Here is a 19,194-nt window from a genome sequence, read left to right on the forward strand (position 1 = left end):
GCCGTCAGGGCGGCCGCGACCGATGTCATCGGTCCCTGACTTCCCGGATGAAGCAGGCCGCCACCACTCCCGCAAGGCAACACCACGGCAGCACCTGTAGAGCGAAGCCGAACGTATCGAGGGAATAGACCCGGGCCCCGTCGACCAAGCGGCCGTCCCAGCCGAGATCAAGCAGATAGCCGATGGCTGGCTGTAGCACCGCACCGCTGCCAACCACGAAACTGTTGATGATGCCGAGCGTCGCGCTGTTAGCCCATGGCGGATTGTGCTCCCGTGCCACGGCGAAGCTCAACACCATGGTGGAAGAGCCGAAGCCCTGCATCACCAGAACCGCCTGCAGCAACGGCAGCGGCATCGCCGGAAACAGGATGGTCAGTGTGATGCCTGCCGTTGCCAGCAGGCCTCCCAGCACCATGAATGGGCGCCGCTTGCCGAGTTTGTCGGAGAGCCAGCCGCTGAGCGGAGCGCCGACACCCCAGCCGAAAAACATGACAGACGCCAACGCCGCGGCCTCGGGTTTCGCCAGACCGCGCGCTTCCATGAAGAACGGCACGCCCCATAGGCCGCCGAATGCCAGCATGGAGCCGGTCATGCCCACGCCGAATGCTGCCGCCAACCAGGTCTGGGAGTTGCTGAGCGCGCGTTTCACACCTTCCAGAAGCGGCCGGGACGGTTCCGTTCCGCCAGAGGGTTTGTCCCGGACCGTGAGGAACAGGCAAATTGTCAGAACGACACCGCCCATCGCGACCCACCAGTTCGTCTCGCGCCAGCCGATCTGCTCCACCGCATAGCCGAACGGCCCCTGCCCCAATACGCCGCCAAGCACGCCAAGCATCTGCGCGAGGCCACCCAACAGGGCAAAACGTCCCGGAAACCAGATGGCCGCCACCGACAAAGCGGCGACAAAGCTGCACGCGCAGCCGAGGCCGATCAGAAACCGTCCGAAATATGCCATCCAGAGCGTATCGGCCCCGGCAAACACCAGAACGCCGATAGTACAGATCGCCGCGGCTCCGGTCGCAAGGCGGCGTGCGCCGAGCCGGTCAATAGCGACACCGATCGGGATCTGGATGCCTGCATAGACGTAAAAATAGACGGCGGAGAGATTACCCAGAATCGCACCGCCAACCGCGAATTCACGCATCAGGTCATCGACCATGACGGACGGCGATACCCGGAGCACGAAGGCGTAGAGGAAGAATACCGAGGCAAACAGCCAGCCGGCAAGCAGCAGCGCGCGGGAAGGAGAAAAAGCAGGAGACTTGGCTTCGGCGGTCACGCGGCAGACTCCGTAAACGAGACTTTCGCCGATGTCAGTGACATGACGCCATGGTCATGGTCAATCATCCGCATAGCAGGACAGCCGCATTGAATTGTCATCAGTCCGTCAGCACGACACACTTCCTCCCGGCAACATCGGATACGAGGATTTCATGCATAACAACGGCTCGGATGAACGCAAGACCACGCACGATGCAGAAGACGACCCGCGTAACCAGGACATCAAGATATACATAAACGGAGATCTGGCTCCGCGCGCCCATGCTGTTGTTTCCGTTTACGATTCCGGCTTCATGCTGGGTGATGGCATGTGGGAGGGAATGCGGCTGCACAATGGCAAATGGGTGTTCTTCGAAGAGCACATGGACCGGCTTTTCGAAAGCTGCAAGGCGGTCTCCCTCGATATCGGCATGGACCGCGCCGGCATCCGCGCCGCCATGGATGCAACCGTGGCGGCCAATCAAATGCAGACTGACGTGCATTGCCGCCTGATGATCACACGCGAGATCAAGGCGCGGCCATTCCAGCATCCCTCCCTCTCCCGCAGCGGGCCGACAATCGTGATCATCCTGGAGCATTCGAAACCCGCCAGTGCCTTGCACCAGCGCGGAATCCGGCTGGCCACTGTTCCCCAAGTCAGAGGACTGCCGCACTCCCAGGACCCGAAACTGAATTCACATTCGAAGCTGAATTGCGTCATCGCCTGCCTGCAGGCCGAACAGGCTGGCGCCGATGAAGGGCTGATGCTGGACCCGCACGGCTTCGTCAACACGACGAACGCCTGCAATTTCTTCATCGTCCGACGCGGCGAGGTCTGGACCTCGACCGGAGACTATTGCATGAACGGCGTCACCCGGCAGAAGGTCATCAACCTGTGCCGGCAAAACGATATCCCCGTCTTTGCAAAGAACTTCTCGCTGGTGGATTGCCATGGTGCCGACGAGGCCTTTCTGACCGGCTCCTTTGGTGGCCTTACACCCGTCGCAGAGATCGATGGCAAACCGGTCGGCTCCGGCGGGTTTCCCGGACCAATGACCAGTGAACTGCAAACCCACTACGCAGCGCGCATTGAAGAATATGCCGCTTAAGTGCCCGGGCTTGGGCAACCAAGTATTAATATACTCTCTGTATATTCCACTTTGACTGACAAAGCGTCATCTTGATGAAAGACCCGGCCATCGCCATGAAACCAAACATTACGGACCAGGACATGTTTTCGTCCGTGATCGAAAATGTGAGCCAGGGTCTCACTTACTTCGACCAGGACCTCAACCTGGTCGTCTGTAACCGGCGTTATCTGGATATGCTTGGATTTCCACACGATCTGGGCATTCCGGGTACACCGATTGCCGCGTTTTTCAGGATTAATGCGGAGCGCGGTGAGTACGGTCCCGGGCGAGTCGAAGACCTCGTGAATGAACGGCTCGCAATGGTGCGTCAGGCAGAAGCACACAGCTTTGAGCCCGAGCGGCCGGATGGAACGATCCTGCGCATCACCCGTACTCCCGTCGACGGTGGCGGCTTTGTAACCACCTACGATGACATTACAGAGCTGCGGAAATCCCAAAAGGCGCTTGAGCAATCGAACGAGCGCCTGGACGAGCTGGTTCTGGAGCGCACAGCGCAGCTTCAGAAACGAGAGAAAGATCTCTCAGCCCAGACCGAAGCGCTCGAAACCACCCTCGAAGCGGTTAACTACGGCATCACATTGTTCGATCGCGACCTGCGCCTGGTTGCCGCGAACCGTCTGGCCTTCGACATGATGCGTATCCCCCAGGAATTGAACCGGCCTGGAACACCGTTCGGAGCTCTGGCCCGGGTCTTGGCCGAGCGCGGCGAATATGGCCCGGGCAATATAGAGGAACAGGTGCAGGAGCGGGTCGACCTTGCCAAACAGTTCGACCACCTCCGTTACACCCGAGAGCAGTCAAACGGGAAGATCTACGAGATTTGGAGCCGTCCTGTAGAGAACGGGTTCGTGGCCACCTATGTCGATGTAACCGAGCAGAAACAACTGGAAGCCCTCTTGCGGGCAAACAACGATGAACTGGTCGAAAAAACCTCGGCTCTCGAAACCATCCTGGAAACTTTGGATTACGGTATCTCCCTGTTCGACAGGGATCTGAATCTGGTGGTTGCAAATCCGCAGGCGTTCAATCTGATGGCCGTACCGCATCATTTTAACCAACCCGGCCGTCACTTTACCGAGTTCCTGCGATACCAGGCCGGGATGGGTGAATTCGGCGAAGGCGACATCGAAGAGATTGTCGAACGGCACGCCACCGCCGCAGCTGGTCCCAATTCCTACACCTCGATCCGGCAACGCAAAGACGGAACAATTATCGAAGTAAACCGCCGTCCTATCGAAAACGGTTTTGTGGCGACTTACCGGGATGTCACTGACGAAAAGCGGCTTGAGGCACTGCTGCGGTCGACCAACGAAGAGCTGGAAACGCGGGTCGAAGAAAGAACGTCCGAGCTGAATGCTCAATTGCGAGAAACGGAGCGCGCAGAAGCTGAAATGCGGAAAGCAAAGAGCCGCGCCGAACTTGCCGACAAGGCGAAATCCGATTTTCTTGCCCGCATGAGCCATGAAATCCGGACTCCACTGAATGGCGTGATCGGCCTGAACCGCATTCTGGCAGAGACAGAGCTGACTGAAAGACAGGCAGACATCGTCGCCAAGGCCCGCTCCTCGTCAAATGCCCTGCTCAGCGTCGTGAATGACGTCCTTGATTTCGCGAAAATCGAAGCGGGTCAGCTCGACATAGAGGAAATCCCCTTCAGACTGAGCGATGTTCTGGATAGCGTTGTTTCAATTGCCGAAACGCGCGCCGAGGAGAAAGGGCTTGCCTTTGAAGTGATCCCGAATGGAACCGAAAACATGCAGTTCCTGGGAGATCCGTTTCATATCGGCCAGATCCTGACCAATTATTGCAGCAACGCCGTGAAGTTCACCGATACCGGCTATGTACAGCTGACCGTGACATCCGAGCCTGAAAAGAACGGGATCAGTCAAACCCGGTTTTCCGTATCCGATAGCGGAATCGGTATGGATAAGGGTGTTGCAGAGCGCATTTTTATTCCCTTCCATCAGGCAGATGCATCGACAACGCGCCGGTATGGCGGGACAGGTCTCGGGCTTGCCATCTGTCGGGAGCTTGCACATTCGATGAACGGAGAGGTCTGGGTCGAGAGCGAGCCAGACCATGGCAGCACGTTCCATGTAGACCTGCCATTACCATTGATCACCGATGACAGTGCCATCCCGATCAGTGGAGAACGAGACTGGCGTGCGGCGTGTGACGGCCTTCAGGTTTTGTTGGTGGAGGACAATGCGATCAATCGAGAAATCGCGACTGTTCTGCTCGAAGGTGCCGGCATCACGGTGACATCAGCCGAGCACGGCAAAGAGGCTGTAGACATCATGCTGTCCGATGCTCCACCCCGGATCGATGCCGTTCTGATGGACTTGCAAATGCCGATCATGGATGGTCACGAGGCCACCAGACTCATTCTGGCCGATCCTAGGCACCACACTCTCAAAGTCATCGCGCTGACCGCGCACGCCGTGTCGGAAGAGATCGAGAAATGCCGCAAAGCAGGCATGTGCGGCCATGTCACCAAGCCCTTCGAGCCTAACACGCTGTTCCGGCATTTGGCCGAATCTTGCGTATCTACAGGTACATAGAGAATCTAAACGGTAATATCGAGGATAGATCCGCGGGGCAGGTCTGCACTGACCTCTTCCAGGGGGATCGCTTTCTGACGCTGTGGGGTGCGTTGATCCGAGTTCTGATCCGCGCCATTCAGTTCCTGCGCGAACCGGCTGGTAGCCGGATCCAGGGATTCGGCACTATTCCGCCGCCCATCGGCGCCGCTGGGCTGCGCCGGAACCTGTCTCTGACCGGTCGGAACCGGTATCAGAGGGAAGTTGTTTAGCGGACCAATAGCCATTACCAACCCTGATCACTCAGGCCGGTCTCCAGTCAGTACTCTGACGCAAACCGGTCAAATAATCCATCACCCTCATGGTGAATGGCTTATTTATATTGGATTTTAGATAAATATGTCAATTATGCGCATTATATTAATAGCCTCAGAACACGCCTAACCCTATCAAAGCCAAATCGATCAGCTTCGATCTTCTGGCGGTAATGCTTTATTTTTCAGTGACTTGACGAACCCAACCGGATCCTGCAGCGGATCATGCTCCGCTGCCGCGTCCCGCATGGACTCACTGATCTGACGTCCGGCATTATCCAGTTTAGGCTTCGCCCGTGTATAAACTTCCGCGGCAATATCAGTCGCCCGTTGCTGGACTTCGGGATTCTGCATAATCCGGCGGGCCGCTGCCCAGAGAAGACCTTTACCGATCATTGAACCGCTCCCTCCTCTTCCAAGCCCGGATCAGCGTCCACCATATCCCGTGACCCCGAATTTTTGCGCAACCTTTTCGATCTCTTCGTCAGGAAGGATCGCCGGCTGACCGATCTGCAGAGCCCGCCAATACATCGCAGCGAGAGTTTCCGCTTCCTGGGTCAGTGCAAGTCCCCGCTCCAGATTCGGCCCCAGCACGATAAGACCATGATTGCCCAGCAGGCACGCCTTGCGCCCGTCCAGCGCCGTCAGAGCATGGTCGGACAGCTCCTGAGTGCCATAGGTCGCATATGGGGCGCAGCGGATCGTCGGGCCACCGAAAAGCGCTATCATGTAGTGAAAAGCCGGAATCTCGCGATGCAGACAGGCCAACGTGGTCGAGAACATACCGTGCGTATGGACGATGGCCTCCGCATCCGGACGGGCCCGCATGATATCGAGATGGAACCGCCACTCGCTGGAAGGCTTGTGCTTGCCCTCCACATTCCCTTCCAGATCCATCCGCACGATGTCTTCCGGCGCAAGCCTGTCATAACGGATGCTGGACGGCGTCATGAAGAAGCCTTCCGCGGGATCGTCGCCGCAGCGCACACTGACATTGCCGGAAGTGCCCTGATTCAGGCCCATCGCGTTCATGTTCAGACAGGTGTCAATGACTTCCTGCCGCAGCGCGCGTTCAGCCTTGCCGATTTTCACAGTCATTAATCCTCGCCAGCCTGACGCATTTCCGGGAACAGTCGCAGCAGCCCCTCCTCACTTGGCTCTGCAAGACCGCGTTCGGTCAACAGGCCCGTTACAAGACGCGCCGGCGTGACATCAAATGCCGGGTTCGCTGCCGCGCTCTTTTCCGGCGTGATAGTCACCGTCACCACTTTACCATCCGCCAGGCGCCCGGTGATTTCCGTCACCTCACGAAAATCGCGCTCCTCGATCGGAATGTCGCGCACGCCGTCCACAATTGTCCAGTCGACGGTCGGGGACGGCAGGCCAACATAGAACGGCACGCCGTTATCGTGGGCGGCCAGTGCTTTCAGATAGGTGCCGATCTTGTTGCAGACATCACCGGCCCGCGTGGTCCGGTCGGTGCCGGTGATCACCAGATCGACCATGCCGTGCTGCATGTAATGCCCGCCCGCATTATCGACGATCACCGTGTGCGGCACGCCGTGATTGCTCAGCTCCCACGCCGTCAGGCTGGCGCCCTGGTTGCGCGGCCGGGTCTCGTCGACCCAGACATGAACCGGAATACCCGCATCGTGCGCCAGATAGATCGGCGCGGTCGCGGTGCCCCAATCCACCGTCGCCAGCCAGCCCGCATTGCAGTGGGTCAACACGTTGATGGTCTCGCGCGGCTTCTTGCGGGACTGGATATCCTTGATCACCGCGAGACCTGCCTCCCCGATGGAGCGGTTGATCTCCACGTCCTCGTCACAGATTTCGCCCGCCAGCGTGAAGGCTGCATCCGCGCGCGCATCCGGCGCCAGCGGGCCGAGCTTTGTCCGCGCGGCATCAAGCGCCCAGCGCAGATTAACCGCCGTCGGCCGGGTCTCATAGAGCCGGTCATAGGCGTTCGACAGACCCGCGTCGGAGGAATCCTCGCGCATGGCCAGCCACATACCATAGGCCGCTGTTGCCCCGATCAACGGCGCGCCGCGCACCAGCATCGCCTTGATCGCATGGGCCGCGTCCTTCAGCGTCTCCAGCCGGGCGACCTCGAAAAGGTGCGGCAATTTCGTCTGGTCGATGATCTCGACCGCGTTGCCGTCCGGCGCCGGCCAGATCGTGCGATGCGGCTTGCCGTCGATCTTCATGGGTACGCTCCCTCTTGAGCTGTCTTCTTAACTGTCCGCCCGCAGCGTGACTCCAAGCGGCGGCAATGATAAAACCCCGCCTGCCTGATTGCCATCACGCATTCAGGTAAGCATTCCGGCATTAATCGCACGCAGCTGTCACCCGAGGATACACATGATCCCGCGCTATTCCCGCCCCGAGATGGTCAAGATCTGGGAGCCCGAGAACAAATTCCGCATCTGGTTCGAGATCGAGGCGCATGCCTGCGACGCACAGGCCGAGCTTGGCGTGATCCCGAAGGAAGCCGCCAAGGCTGTCTGGGAACGCGGTAATTTCGACATCGACCGGATTGACGAGATCGAGCGCGAGACCAAGCACGATGTCATCGCCTTCCTGACCAATCTCGCCGAATATGTTGGCGACGAAGCCCGCTTCGTGCACCAGGGCATGACCTCCTCGGACGTCCTCGACACCTGCCTAGCAGTGCAGCTCACCCAGGCGGCAGATCTGCTGTTGGCCGATCTCGACGCTCTGCTGGCCGCGATCAAGCGCCGCGCCTTCGAGCACAAGATGTCCCCGACAGTCGGTCGCAGCCATGGCATCCATGCCGAGCCGCTGACCTTCGGCGTGAAGCTCGCCGGGTATTATGCAGAGTTCGACCGTAACCGGACACGGCTGCTGGCAGCACGGGCGGAAATCGCGACCTGCGCCATTTCCGGCGCTGTCGGCACCTTCGCCAATATCGATCCGCGCGTCGAAGAGCATGTGGCCGAAAAGCTCGGCCTCGTTGCCGAGCCGGTATCGACCCAGGTCATCCCGCGCGACCGTCACGCAATGTTCTTCGCGACCCTCGGTGTCATCGCCAGCTCGGTCGAACGTCTCGCCACCGAAATCCGGCATCTGCAGCGCACCGAAGTCCGCGAGGCCGAGGAGTATTTCTCGCCGGGTCAGAAGGGCTCGTCGGCCATGCCGCACAAGCGCAACCCGGTGCTGACCGAAAACCTGACCGGCCTCGCCCGTCTGGTCCGCTCCGCCGTTGTCCCGGCGATGGAGAATGTCGCGCTCTGGCATGAGCGGGATATCTCCCACTCCTCCGTCGAGCGGATGATCGGCCCGGACTCCACCGTGACGCTTGATTTCGCCCTCGCCCGCCTGACCAGCGTGGTGGACAAACTGCTGATCTATCCGGAAGGCATGCAGGCCAATCTCGACCAGCTCGGCGGCCTGGTCCACTCCCAGCGCGTGCTGCTTGGCCTGACGCAAGCCGGCATGAGCCGGGAAGACGCCTATCAGGCTGTTCAGCGCAACGCGATGCCGGTCTGGCTGGAGGGCAAGGACTTCCTGACCCTGCTGAAGGCTGACGATGCAGTGACCGCGCTGCTCGACGCAGCTGCCCTCGAATCCCTGTTCGATCTCGGTTACCACACCAAGCATGTGGACACGATCTTCAACCGGGTCTTCGGCGAAAGCTAAATGCTCCCGGCTTGAGCAATAAAAAACGGCGCCTCCATGGGCGCCGTTTTCGTATCGATAGCCGATGACCTTCGCTTACTATCTATCGAGCTTATCTACCGCTCGGCTTCAAGCATCTATCACAGGCTCTATGACTACAGCCCTACGTACCGATGGCATAGAAATTGATTTGCATGCGCCTACCTGAGCATCTAACAGCTCAGAATGAATTTCTTCCTCGTCCGCAGCAGCTTGTACCCTTTCATCCAATTTCATATCTGTTTTTAAGTCGCCATTATTGAACTCGTCTGTTTTCCCCCGCTTCGGCCATAGCCAGCAAGATAAGGAGTAACGGCACCGGTTAAAGCGCTTCGCTAGAGCCGCCGATATTGCTCGAAAAACGCTTCGAATAGTATCCGCAGTGAATATCAGGATGGCAGTCAATTTCTTGAGAAACCAAACGGTCCAGTCTAGCAAATCGGGAACTAGGCGGGCGGTCCCATAGATTGAACTTGCCAAAACAATAGCCGAAATTATTGGATTCTCTTGAATTATCGGAAAGTGCTCCAGCAGAGAGACTAGATCTCCAAAATCGACCTGCGAAGCTCCTGAATTGGTGTAGTTTTTTAGCTCAACCATCATAGCCTCCTCTCATCCTTCACCGCTGCCCCACAAGCATCTCTGTGCGACGTTCTCAAATTCGAATCTCATAGACACGCAGAGATCCAAATTTTTCCCGGCTGACGACAATTTTGGAAGAAGCATGGTCAGCCGAAAAACTTTCTTTGCTCCTCCAAGTGGCGCCGCAAAACGGCTACTTCTGGAGGATCAGAGTGGTTGGCCAACCACAAGGTTGAAGGTCAATTGAAACTCTTCTAACCTTCATATAGCAATATACACTTATTACCGTATCTAAGGTGCGAATCGAAAAGACTCAATTTTATGCGAAAATGAGCGATTTTCCCTCACTCAAGAAAAAGACAAGGAACTCGAGCACTCTTCTGGCCGTTTTAGAAGAATTAATTGCGTATAAGTTCGACGGGAACAAAAGCGAAGCGTCAAAACACCTCGAAAATTATGTGTATGAAGGGCGGCACACACCGTCACTGCGGCGTGAAGTTATAACAAAGGTCCTACAGAACGACCAGCACCTAAAATATGTTCACTTGGAAACATTCTCCAATAGCATAAACGTGCCCAGCGCAGCCTTACTTTTACTTTCCCGTGTGCGATCAGAAAAAGAAAAACATAACAACGATATGGCTATTGAAATTTTGAATAGAATGATTTCCTATTGTGAGAGCGCAAAAAAACTGAACAAAGAAAAATTAACGGTAGAGCATCTAGTAACTTATTTTTCTGATCTCGGATCAGACAATCAAAAGAAACGTGGAGCTACGGCAGATCAAGATAATTTATTTTAGATCATTGAAAAAACAGCGCCAAATAGGCGCTGTTTATATATTCGTGATGTTTAGCCTAGCAACAATCAGCCCTCGGTCTTGAGCTGCTCCAGCGCAACCGTCATGAACTCTTCGAGCTTGTGGCGGATGCGGTGCTCGGAAAGATCGGCACCGGTGCCTTCGACGCTCTTCAGAATGAATTCGACGACATCGTCGACACCCGGCTTTTCCATGTCGGCCACAACGACTTCCTTGGCATAGGCAGCCGCGTCATCGCCGGTCTTGCCGAGGAATTCTTCGGCAACCCAGAGACCGAGCAACTTGTTGCGCCGGGCGCTTGCCTTGAATTCGAGTTCGGAATCGTGTGCAAATTTTGCTTCTTCGCCCTTTTGGCGTTTGTCGAAACCTGACATCGGTCGAATACCCCTTCGTCTCTTTCCCGTACTGAACACCAAACCAGCCGACTCATCGGTCTCCGGTATAGCGCAGAATCTTGAATGCGGCCGCAATCTATCAGGCGCAGCATCCTCTGTTAACCGGCAGATTGCCGCAATTCCGACGCTTGTCAAAAAATGTTTCAGTGATCTCTTACCCGGCGTAGGGTCTCGGCCATGTGCACCCTTGTTATACTGCGCCGTCCCGGCCATTCCTGGCCGGTTCTGATCGCCGCCAACCGCGATGAAATGCAATCCAGATCCTGGCAGGCACCAGCCCGCCACTGGCCCGACAGATCGCATATCGTCGCCGGCCTCGACGAATTGAGCCGAGGCTCCTGGCTCGGCGTCAACGATCATGGCCTGGCCGCAGGAATCCTGAACCGCCAGGGTTCGCTTGGGCCTGCGGATGGCAAACGCAGCCGTGGCGAAATCGTGCTCGAAGCACTGGACCATGCGGAGGCCGAGACTGCCGCCAAGGCGCTTGGCGAGCTGGACGGCACCAGTTATCGCAGTTTCAACATGCTGATCGCGGATGCGGAAAAGGCTTTCTGGCTCCGCAACGAAGCAACGGAAGACGACGAAATTGATGTCTTCGAAGTTCCCGAGGGTGTCTCGGTTTTCACCGCTTTCGACGTCAATGATCCGGCCAGCCCCCGGGTGCGACGGGCCTTGCCGCGCTTCCGAATCGCAAAAACACCTGAACCCGACGATGACGACTGGCTGGATTGGGAAAAGCTCCTGGCGGATCGGACACGTGCGTCTGCAGGCGAATATGGCTCGGCCATCAACCTGGATAACGGCACGGGATTCGCCACCGTCTCTTCATCCCTGATTGCCTTGCCGAGCGATCCGGGCCGCAATCCGGTCTGGCGCTTCGCGGGCGGTCCGCCGGACGAGACCGCTTTCTCTCCCGTCGATCTGTCGGGCTAAACCGGTGGCCCAAGAGAAACCCGCCAAACGCAAAGCGAAGAGTGTGCCGCTGTCCAGCGATGCCATCATCGCCGCCGCCATCGATCTGCTTGACCGCGAGGGGCTGGACAATTTCTCCATCCGCAACATCGCCAAGGCTCTGGGCGTCTATCCCACCGCGCTCTACTGGCATGTCCCGAACCGCCATCACCTGATCGCCAGGCTGATTGCAGCCCTGTTCGCCGATGTGCTGCCGGAACCGGACCCGGACTGGCAAGTCTGGCTGAAGTCCCTGTTCCGGCGTTACCGGAATGTAGTGCGTGCGCATCCGAACATATCGCCTCTGATCGGGGGACATCTGGTCTCCAGTGCAAGCGCCGACCTGAAACTGGTCGAAGGCATTCTTGCCACCCTCGCCCGGGCCGGTTTCGCGGGAGAGGATCTGGTATCCGCCTATAATGCCGTGATCACCGGCCTGTGCGGATACGCCACGCAGGAATTCGCCCATGTCTTCCCCGATCCGGACGGCGATCTGAAAGCGTCTCTCACGGCCAGCGTCGAAGAGGCAGATCCCGCGCTTTACCCGACCCTGGCCGCCGAACGTCACCGCTTGTTAAACCGGGCGCTGGTGCTGCGCTGGCAAAACGGAACCCAGTCCTCCCTTGAGCCCGGCTTCGAGATGTTTACGGACGCATTGATCGCCGGGCTGGCGCAAAAAATTCACCGCGACGACAAACTCGAATAGCTTTTATTGTACACCGTACAATAATATGATTTTCTCCTGCTCGAAGCATGATCCTCATTCAATATCGGGAGCGGACAGTGGCGGCTGAACTCAACGGAACCGGCGGAACATTTGGCAGCCACGGCGGGCCGATCGACGTTTTCTACATGCCGGAAGGCAGCAAGCGACACCCGACCGTCTCACACGGCAAGGGCGCCTGGATCTGGGATACCGAGGGAAGACAATATCTGGATGCATGCTGCGGACCGGTGGCAACCAATCTCGGCCACGGCAACGAACGCGTCATCGCCGCCATGACCGATCAGGCGCACAAAATCTGTTTTGCCGGCCGGCAGCATTTCGAGAACCAACCCAATATCGATCTCGCCAATCTGGTTTCTAGACATGCCGGCCCCGGCTTCGAGCGTGTCTTCGTCTGCTCTGGCGGATCTGAAGCGAACGAAGCCGCCATCAAGCTGGCAAGACAATACGCCATCTCTCAGGGCGAGACCGCGCGCTGCAAGGTGCTGGGCCGCGACCCCGGCTATCACGGCTCCACACTCGGCGCCGCCGCGATCAGTGGCGACCCGGCCTCCGAAGCATTGTTCTCCGGCATGATGAAAGTGATGCCGAAAGTGCCGGCGCCCTTCAATTACCGGCTGCCGGACAATCACGACGCCGACAGTTATGCCCGGCATGCCGCCGCGATGCTGGAACAAGCCATCCTTGAGGAAGGCCCGGAAACGGTGCTGGCCTTCATCATGGAGCCTGTCGGGGGCCTCGCCACCGGTGCGTTGGTTGCACCCGACCATTACTACAAAGCGGTGCGGGACATCTGCACCAAGCATGGCGTGCTGCTGATCTATGACGAGGTGATGTGCGGCGCCGGGCGCACCGGGACTTTCCTGTGCGCCGATCATTGGCCCGATGCGAAACCGGACATGATCACCCTGGCCAAGGGTATCGCGGCCGGCTACACGCCGCTCGGCCTGGTGCTGGCACCGGCCGCCATGGTCGAAGCCGTCACCCGCACGGGCGGCTTCATGCACGGCCATACCTATGTCGCCAATCCGCTGAGCTGCGCCGTCGGTCATGCAGTGGTGAGCGAGCTGGTCGACAACGATCTGATGGCAAATGCGACAAAGATGGGAGAGCGCCTGCGGGCCGGTTTGCGCGATCTGCAGACCCGAAGCGGTATTCTAGGCGATGTCCGCGGCCTCGGCCTGCTGAACGCCATCGAGATCGTGCGTGACAAGGAAACAAAGGAAATCCTGCCGGTCTCCCGGCAGGCTCTCTCACGGCTGATCGAGATCGGCATGCAGAACGGGTTGCTGCTCTATTCCCGGCGCACGGCGAACGGCAAATATGGTGAATGGCTGATGGTCACCCCGCCGCTTACCGTCACCGAAGAGGAAGTGGACGAGATCGTCACACGCCTCGGCAAGACCCTCGCCAGCTTCGAAAAAGAGCTGGATTAACCCTTTTCATCGGGATGGTTCCCGCCTAGGCTTTGCGTATTCCAAGGGGTGCCCGTACGGGCTGAGAGGCATTGCGCCGACCCTTCGAACCTGATCCGGGTCATGCCGGCGTAGGGATGGAAACGCGTTACCGCTCTTGCAGCCATACGCACCCCATTTATCCTGAAGCCTCCCCCGGATCTCTGTGCAACCGACTGCAAGGGATCCACCTTATGAACAAGCACTCCCCCATCGCCGCCGTCACCACGGGACCATTGCCGGCCTCGCGCAAAATCTATGTGCCGGGCAGCATCCACCCCGATATCCATGTGCCGATGCGCGAGATCGCCGTGCATCCGTCCGCCGGAGAACCGCCGGTAACCGTCTATGACCCGTCCGGCCCCTATACCGACGCCGATGCCCATATCGATATCGAGGCGGGGCTGCCCGCACTGCGCCGGGACTGGATCACGGCACGAGGCGATGTCGAGACCTATCAGGGCCGCGTCGTGAAGCCGGAAGACAACGGCAATGTCGGCGACGGCAATTTGGTCACGGAGTTTGGCGCGATTAAGCCGCCACTGCGTGCCAAAACCGGCAAGCGGCCGACCCAGCTTGCCTATGCCAGGGCCGGTATCGTGACGGCGGAGATGGAATTCGTCGCTATCCGCGAGAACCAGCGCCGCGAGGAGCTGAAACAGACCGCGCGGGACGGCGAGGATTTCGGCGCCTCCATCCCGGACGTGGTGACGCCAGAATTCGTCCGCGACGAGATCGCCCGGGGCCGGGCTATCATCCCGGCGAACATCAATCACCCGGAAACCGAGCCGATGGCCATCGGGCGGAACTTCCTGGTCAAGGTGAACGCCAATATCGGCAATTCCGCCGTCACCTCCTCCGTCGCGGACGAGATCGACAAGATGGTCTGGGCCATCCGCTGGGGCGCCGACACGGTGATGGACCTCTCCACCGGGCGGAATATCCACAATATCCGCGAATGGATCATCCGGAACTCGCCGGTGCCAATCGGCACCGTGCCGCTCTATCAGGCGCTGGAGAAGGTCGACGGCGTTCCGGAAGCCCTGACATGGGAGATCTATCGCGACACGCTGATCGAGCAGTGCGAACAGGGCGTCGACTATTTCACCATCCATGCCGGCGTCCGGCTGCCCTTCATCCCGCTGACCGTGGACCGGGTTACCGGGATCGTCAGCCGGGGCGGCTCGATCATGGCGAAATGGTGTCTGGCCCATCACAAGGAGAGCTTCCTCTACGAAAACTTCGAGGAAATCTGCGAGATCATGGCCGCCTATGACGTTTCCTTCTCGCTGGGGGACGGGCTGCGGCCGGGCTCCATCGCGGACGCCAACGACAAGGCCCAGTTCGCCGAGCTGGAAACGCTGGGGCAGCTCACCAAGATCGCCTGGAAGCATGATGTACAGGTGATGATCGAGGGGCCGGGCCATGTGCCGATGCACAAGATCAAGGAGAACATGGACAAGCAGCTGGAGGTCTGCGACGAGGCCCCGTTCTATACGCTTGGCCCGCTGACCACGGACATCGCGCCGGGCTACGATCACATCACCAGCGGCATCGGGGCCGCCATGATCGGCTGGTTCGGCTGCGCCATGCTTTGCTACGTGACGCCGAAAGAGCATCTCGGCCTGCCGGACCGGGACGATGTGAAGACCGGGGTGATCACCTACCGCATCGCCGCCCATGCGGCGGACCTGGCGAAAGGCCATCCCGGCGCGCAACGCCGGGATGACGCGCTGTCACGGGCGCGCTTCGATTTCCGCTGGGAGGATCAGTTCAACCTGTCCCTCGACCCGGAAACCGCCCGGGATTTTCACGATCAGACCCTGCCGAAGGAAGCGCACAAGACGGTGCATTTCTGCTCCATGTGCGGCCCGAAATTCTGCTCCATGCGGATCTCGCACGAGCTGAAGGACGAGGCGAAACGAGGCATGGAAACCATGGCAGAGCTGTTCCGGGACAAGGGTAGCGAGATCTATCAGGCATCGGACGACAAGGCCGGATAAGAGAAACCAGGTCCCGGATCTGCCGGGACCCGGACCAGCCATCTGAAACGCCCGGACCACGCAGAGCCGCGGGTCTGCTTCCCTGATTGTGTTTGTCCTACCTTATGTTTATATGGAGCGGCATTTCCTGCTGCCGTAGTGGCAGGTTCAGTCCATCACGGAAATAGACCGCCAGCCAGCAGGCGGGGAACCCATGGCACGACGCAGAAAAGTTTACGAAGGTAAGGCAAAGGACCTTTTCGAAGGCCCCGAGCCCGGCACCCTGATCCAGTATTTCAAGGATGACGCCACAGCTTTCAACGCAGAAAAGCAGGGCATCATCACTGGCAAGGGCGTGCTGAACAACCGCATCAGCGAGTATCTGATGACGCGGTTGACCGAAATCGGCATCCCGACGCATTTCATGCGTCGCCTGAACATGCGCGAGCAGCTCGTCCGTGAAGTCGAGATCATTCCGGTCGAGGTGGTGATCCGCAATGTCGCCGCAGGCTCAATCGCGAAGCGGTTCGGGCTAGAGGAAGGCACTCCGCTGCCGCGCTCGATCATCGAGTACTTTTACAAATCCGATGAGCTCGGCGATCCGATCATCTCCGAAGAGCACATCACCGCGTTCGGCTGGGCGACCACACAGGACATCGACGACATCGTCGCGCTATCGCTCCGGGTGAACGATTTCCTTTCCGGGCTGTTCATTGGCGTCGGTTTGCGCCTGGTCGATTTCAAGCTCGAATTCGGCCGGCTCTATACCGAGGACACATTGCAGATCGTACTGGCGGATGAAATCAGCCCGGACAATTGCCGGCTGTGGGATTCGAAAACCAACGAAAAGCTGGACAAGGACCGGTTCCGTCGCGATCTCGGTGGCGTCCGCGAGGCCTATCAGGAAGTTGCCCGCCGTCTCGGCGTCCTTCCAGAAGCCGGACCCATGGACCTCAAGGGTCCGAAAGCCATCCAGTAAAGCCGCACGTCGGCACGAACGACCAACTAATTGGTGAGAGCATGAAAGCCACAGTCCATGTCACGCTGAAAAACGGCGTTCTCGACCCGCAAGGGAAAGCCATCGAACATGCGCTCGGCGCGCTCGGTTTCGGCGGCGTCAATCAGGTTCGCCAGGGCAAGTTCCTCGAACTCGATCTCGGCGAGACCGACGCGGAGAAGGCCCGCGCCCAGGTAACCGACATGTGCGAGAAGCTGCTCGCCAATACAGTCATCGAGAACTACACGGTCGAGATCGAGGACTAAGAGCGGCTTCATGGCTCCTCTCCGCATCCTCCGCCTTACAGACGCCCCGCACCATCTCGACACAGTTGTTGCGTGGAATCATGCGGAATGGGGCGTGACCGCCGGCCGGTCTCTGTCCGTTAGCGAGGGGTGGTTTCAGGACATGATCCGGAAACCGAGCGAGGAATGCGTCATCGCAGAGCGGGATGGCACGGCGCTCGGCATGGCCTGCCTCGTTGATAATGATCTTGAGGAACGGCCGGACCTGCTTCACTGGCTCGCCAGCGTCTATGTTGACCCGGCGTTTCGGAGAACAGGCCTCGGCAGCGCACTCGTCGGCGCGGTCGAACGTGAAGCTGCCGCGCGTAACATCAAACGTCTGCATCTGTATACGCATACAGCCGAACCGCTTTATCAGCGCCTCGGCTGGACCGTTAGCGAGCGGTTCAATCTTGATGAAGACGCGTTCGCGCTGATGATCAAGGACCCGCGCGGCTAGGCGACCGAATAGCGGTTCTTGCCGTTCTTCTTCGCGTCATACATGGCCTTGTCCGCGCGTTTGATGAGCGAATCCGGCGTGTCCGAGGCACCGTTGAAAAAGGCAATGCCGATGCTGGCCCCGATATTCGTGCCACCTTCCTCAAAGCTGAATTCATCGGAAAAACTGTTCAGCAGGCGTTCTGCCAACGGCGCCACAACATCCCGAAAGCCAAGGCCAGTCAGCAGAACGAGGAATTCGTCGCCTCCAATCCGGGATACCGTGTCCACTTCGCGGAAACATCCACGCATGCGATTAGCCACCTCTTTCAGAACCTGATCCCCAGCATCGTGGCCATAGGTATCGTTAACCGGCTTGAAACCATCCAGATCGACATAAAAGACAGCCATGAGGGTCTGGCTGCGTTGGGCCTGCGCCATAGCTTGATTCAATCGATCGTGACAAAGCCGGAGCGTCGGTAATCCTGTCAAACTGTCGTGATTGGCGAGCTCCGCCATTTTTTTCTCTGACTCAGCGAGACGCGTCGCGAGAGTTTCGAGCTCGGCTGTCTGACGCGCCATTCGCTCTTCCCGGTCACGCAATTCAAGAACCTGCATTTCCAGCTCTTCGCGGCTCCGGATCTGGCTCCTTTCGAGTTCCATCCGGTCGGTAATCTCATAGACCCAGCCAAGAATGCATTCCTCGCCGTGATAGGTGAACGGCCGACCGGAGACCAGGGCCCAGAAACGACGCCCGTCACTTCTGAAAAGCTCCACCTCTTCATTTTCAACAGCGCCGGCCTGCGTCATTTTCGCGATCACGCGGTTGCGCAGATCCGGATCAACATAATGATCTACTGCATGGGTATGCCGGATTTCCTCTTCCGATAGCCCCAGCATCTCGCGGATCTTTCTATTGGAGTATCGGCGGTGCCCGTCCTGACCGACGATATTTACCCCGATAGGGCTGTCATCGAGGATTTGATGAATGTGACGCTCCTGGTCGAGAAGCGCCTCTTCGGAGCGGTCCTGTTCTGAAATATCCCTGAAGGTCAGGAGATAGCCCGTCTGTTGAAGCGGCAGGCCGCGTATCTCGCAGACAATTTCACCGGCCACGATTCGCCGACATTCGAGCGTATCGCCATTGGCGGCGGCTCCGATTATCGGCGCGGACCAACCAGTACCGCTCGCACCTGGCCCGTCAATCGCATCAAACAGCGCGCCGATCGGCTGACCAACGGGAGAGCCGTTCAGCAACGGCCCGAAAAGCTTCGTGAAATGGGAATTGGCGGCACGGACATTATGCAGCTCATCAAACAGCAGCATACCTTGATCGATGGAGGTCAGAATCGTCTCGACTAAAGCGACATCGCTCGCATTATCGACGTCGATTTTCTCCATCAAAACCGCCCCCGTCTTTCGCCAGCACTGCCTTGATCGGCCTTCACCAGCTCATTACTCTATTATTCGGGTTTCGCGTAAATCAACCTATTACTCACAACCATGGCCGCCATGACGCCTGCGTTGAATTAATCCGAGCCGCATCAGGCGCGTAGCTGAATCCACCGCCACGCCGGTGTCCCGACTTGCACTTCCGCGCGGCCTCCCGTACTTTCCGCC

At 58.5% G+C, this 19,194-nt stretch carries 18 protein-coding genes and 1 riboswitch; of the genes, 11 read left to right on the top strand and 7 right to left on the bottom strand.

The window, feature by feature from the left end:
* Window positions 1-25: 25 nt before the first annotated feature.
* Window positions 26-1,279, bottom strand: a complete 1,254-nt coding sequence (locus K328_RS0106690; RefSeq protein WP_028465315.1) for an MFS transporter — start codon at window positions 1,277-1,279, stop codon at window positions 26-28.
* 94 nt (window positions 1,280-1,373) lie between these two features.
* On the opposite strand from K328_RS0106690, the gene K328_RS22860 reads away from it, so the two are divergent.
* Window positions 1,374-2,369, top strand: a complete 996-nt coding sequence (locus K328_RS22860; protein WP_205620585.1) for an aminotransferase class IV — start codon at window positions 1,374-1,376, stop codon at window positions 2,367-2,369.
* A 95-nt stretch (window positions 2,370-2,464) separates the two neighbouring features.
* Window positions 2,465-4,972, top strand: a complete 2,508-nt coding sequence (locus K328_RS25665) for a PAS-domain containing protein (protein ID WP_169721184.1) — start codon at window positions 2,465-2,467, stop codon at window positions 4,970-4,972.
* A gap of 443 nt (window positions 4,973-5,415) precedes the next feature.
* On the opposite strand, the gene K328_RS0106710 is transcribed toward K328_RS25665, so the two are convergent.
* From K328_RS0106710 to mtnA, 3 genes are read right to left on the bottom strand one after another with little or no spacing between them, the layout of a single operon-like run.
* Window positions 5,416-5,661, bottom strand: a complete 246-nt coding sequence (locus tag K328_RS0106710; RefSeq protein ID WP_028465318.1) for a hypothetical protein — start codon at window positions 5,659-5,661, stop codon at window positions 5,416-5,418.
* Between the two features lie 30 nt (window positions 5,662-5,691).
* Window positions 5,692-6,363, bottom strand: a complete 672-nt coding sequence (locus K328_RS0106715; RefSeq protein WP_036553214.1) for a class II aldolase/adducin family protein — start codon at window positions 6,361-6,363, stop codon at window positions 5,692-5,694.
* Entirely contained in the window at window positions 6,363-7,472 is a 1,110-nt protein-coding gene (gene mtnA / locus K328_RS0106720) for an S-methyl-5-thioribose-1-phosphate isomerase (protein ID WP_028465320.1), read from the bottom strand. Before mtnA ends, K328_RS0106715 begins: the two co-directional genes overlap by 1 nt.
* A 154-nt stretch (window positions 7,473-7,626) precedes the next feature.
* Between mtnA and purB the strand changes: the two genes are divergently transcribed.
* Window positions 7,627-8,925 (top strand): adenylosuccinate lyase, encoded by a 1,299-nt coding sequence (gene purB, locus K328_RS0106725; protein ID WP_028465321.1) that lies wholly within the window; start codon window positions 7,627-7,629, stop codon window positions 8,923-8,925.
* Window positions 8,926-9,033: 108 nt separating this feature from the next.
* Here purB and K328_RS0106730 read toward each other — a convergent pair whose 3' ends face one another.
* A complete protein-coding gene (locus K328_RS0106730; protein WP_156901186.1) occupies window positions 9,034-9,543 on the bottom strand; it encodes a hypothetical protein in 510 nt (169 codons plus the stop codon).
* A gap of 311 nt (window positions 9,544-9,854) precedes the next feature.
* On the opposite strand from K328_RS0106730, the gene K328_RS26600 reads away from it, so the two are divergent.
* Window positions 9,855-10,328, top strand: a complete 474-nt coding sequence (locus tag K328_RS26600; protein ID WP_156901187.1) for a hypothetical protein — start codon at window positions 9,855-9,857, stop codon at window positions 10,326-10,328.
* Window positions 10,329-10,393: 65 nt separating this feature from the next.
* Here the strand turns inward: K328_RS26600 and K328_RS0106735 are convergent, their stop codons facing one another.
* Window positions 10,394-10,720, bottom strand: a complete 327-nt coding sequence (locus K328_RS0106735; protein WP_028465323.1) for a DUF1476 domain-containing protein — start codon at window positions 10,718-10,720, stop codon at window positions 10,394-10,396.
* 198 nt (window positions 10,721-10,918) lie between these two features.
* On the opposite strand from K328_RS0106735, the gene K328_RS0106740 reads away from it, so the two are divergent.
* The 7 genes from K328_RS0106740 (at window position 10,919) to K328_RS22875 (ending at window position 17,596) form a co-directional block, all read left to right on the top strand.
* The gene (locus tag K328_RS0106740) at window positions 10,919-11,674 is read left to right on the top strand and encodes an NRDE family protein (RefSeq protein WP_028465324.1); all 756 of its coding nucleotides are present in this window, start codon (window positions 10,919-10,921) and stop codon (window positions 11,672-11,674) included.
* A 4-nt stretch (window positions 11,675-11,678) separates the two neighbouring features.
* Window positions 11,679-12,398, top strand: a complete 720-nt coding sequence (locus K328_RS22870) for a TetR/AcrR family transcriptional regulator (RefSeq protein WP_051284603.1) — start codon at window positions 11,679-11,681, stop codon at window positions 12,396-12,398.
* Window positions 12,399-12,475: 77 nt separating this feature from the next.
* Complete coding sequence (locus K328_RS0106750; RefSeq protein ID WP_245577415.1) at window positions 12,476-13,855, top strand: aminotransferase family protein; 1,380 nt, start codon at window positions 12,476-12,478, stop codon at window positions 13,853-13,855.
* A 34-nt stretch (window positions 13,856-13,889) separates the two neighbouring features.
* Window positions 13,890-13,989, top strand: a riboswitch (TPP riboswitch).
* A 78-nt stretch (window positions 13,990-14,067) separates the two neighbouring features.
* On the top strand, window positions 14,068-15,876 hold the full coding sequence (gene thiC, locus K328_RS0106755; RefSeq protein WP_028465326.1) for a phosphomethylpyrimidine synthase ThiC: 1,809 nt from the start codon (window positions 14,068-14,070) through the stop codon (window positions 15,874-15,876).
* 193 nt (window positions 15,877-16,069) lie between these two features.
* Window positions 16,070-16,834 (top strand): phosphoribosylaminoimidazolesuccinocarboxamide synthase, encoded by a 765-nt coding sequence (purC, locus tag K328_RS0106760; RefSeq protein ID WP_028465327.1) that lies wholly within the window; start codon window positions 16,070-16,072, stop codon window positions 16,832-16,834.
* Window positions 16,835-16,875: 41 nt separating this feature from the next.
* A complete protein-coding gene (purS, locus tag K328_RS0106765; protein WP_028465328.1) occupies window positions 16,876-17,118 on the top strand; it encodes a phosphoribosylformylglycinamidine synthase subunit PurS in 243 nt (80 codons plus the stop codon).
* Between the two features lie 10 nt (window positions 17,119-17,128).
* Window positions 17,129-17,596 carry a GNAT family N-acetyltransferase gene (locus K328_RS22875; protein ID WP_051284604.1) on the top strand — a complete coding sequence of 156 codons (468 nt, stop codon included), beginning with the start codon at window positions 17,129-17,131 and terminating at the stop codon, window positions 17,594-17,596.
* Here K328_RS22875 and K328_RS0106775 read toward each other — a convergent pair.
* Window positions 17,593-18,975, bottom strand: coding sequence for a diguanylate cyclase domain-containing protein (locus K328_RS0106775; protein ID WP_028465329.1), 1,383 nt, complete (start codon window positions 18,973-18,975; stop codon window positions 17,593-17,595). The two genes, K328_RS22875 and K328_RS0106775, sit on opposite strands and share 4 nt — an antisense overlap.
* Window positions 18,976-19,194: the final 219 nt, after the last annotated feature.

The organism is Nisaea denitrificans DSM 18348 (assembly GCF_000426505.1).
GTDB lineage: Bacteria > Pseudomonadota > Alphaproteobacteria > Thalassobaculales > Thalassobaculaceae > Nisaea > Nisaea denitrificans.

Bases quoted from the DNA above. Each gene is read 5' to 3' on its own strand.
- K328_RS25665 (WP_169721184.1), top strand. From the start codon at position 2,465: ATGAAACCAAACATTACGGACCAGGACATGTTTTCGTCCGTGATCGAA.
- K328_RS26600 (WP_156901187.1), top strand. From the start codon at position 9,855: ATGAGCGATTTTCCCTCACTCAAGAAAAAGACAAGGAACTCGAGCACT.
- purB (WP_028465321.1), top strand. From the start codon at position 7,627: ATGATCCCGCGCTATTCCCGCCCCGAGATGGTCAAGATCTGGGAGCCC.
- K328_RS0106715 (WP_036553214.1), bottom strand. From the start codon at position 6,363: ATGACTGTGAAAATCGGCAAGGCTGAACGCGCGCTGCGGCAGGAAGTC.
- K328_RS0106710 (WP_028465318.1), bottom strand. From the start codon at position 5,661: ATGATCGGTAAAGGTCTTCTCTGGGCAGCGGCCCGCCGGATTATGCAG.
- K328_RS0106740 (WP_028465324.1), top strand. From the start codon at position 10,919: ATGTGCACCCTTGTTATACTGCGCCGTCCCGGCCATTCCTGGCCGGTT.
- K328_RS22875 (WP_051284604.1), top strand. From the start codon at position 17,129: ATGGCTCCTCTCCGCATCCTCCGCCTTACAGACGCCCCGCACCATCTC.
- K328_RS0106735 (WP_028465323.1), bottom strand. From the start codon at position 10,720: ATGTCAGGTTTCGACAAACGCCAAAAGGGCGAAGAAGCAAAATTTGCA.
- K328_RS0106730 (WP_156901186.1), bottom strand. From the start codon at position 9,543: ATGGTTGAGCTAAAAAACTACACCAATTCAGGAGCTTCGCAGGTCGAT.
- thiC (WP_028465326.1), top strand. From the start codon at position 14,068: ATGAACAAGCACTCCCCCATCGCCGCCGTCACCACGGGACCATTGCCG.
- purS (WP_028465328.1), top strand. From the start codon at position 16,876: ATGAAAGCCACAGTCCATGTCACGCTGAAAAACGGCGTTCTCGACCCG.
- mtnA (WP_028465320.1), bottom strand. From the start codon at position 7,472: ATGAAGATCGACGGCAAGCCGCATCGCACGATCTGGCCGGCGCCGGAC.
- K328_RS0106775 (WP_028465329.1), bottom strand. From the start codon at position 18,975: ATGGAGAAAATCGACGTCGATAATGCGAGCGATGTCGCTTTAGTCGAG.
- purC (WP_028465327.1), top strand. From the start codon at position 16,070: ATGGCACGACGCAGAAAAGTTTACGAAGGTAAGGCAAAGGACCTTTTC.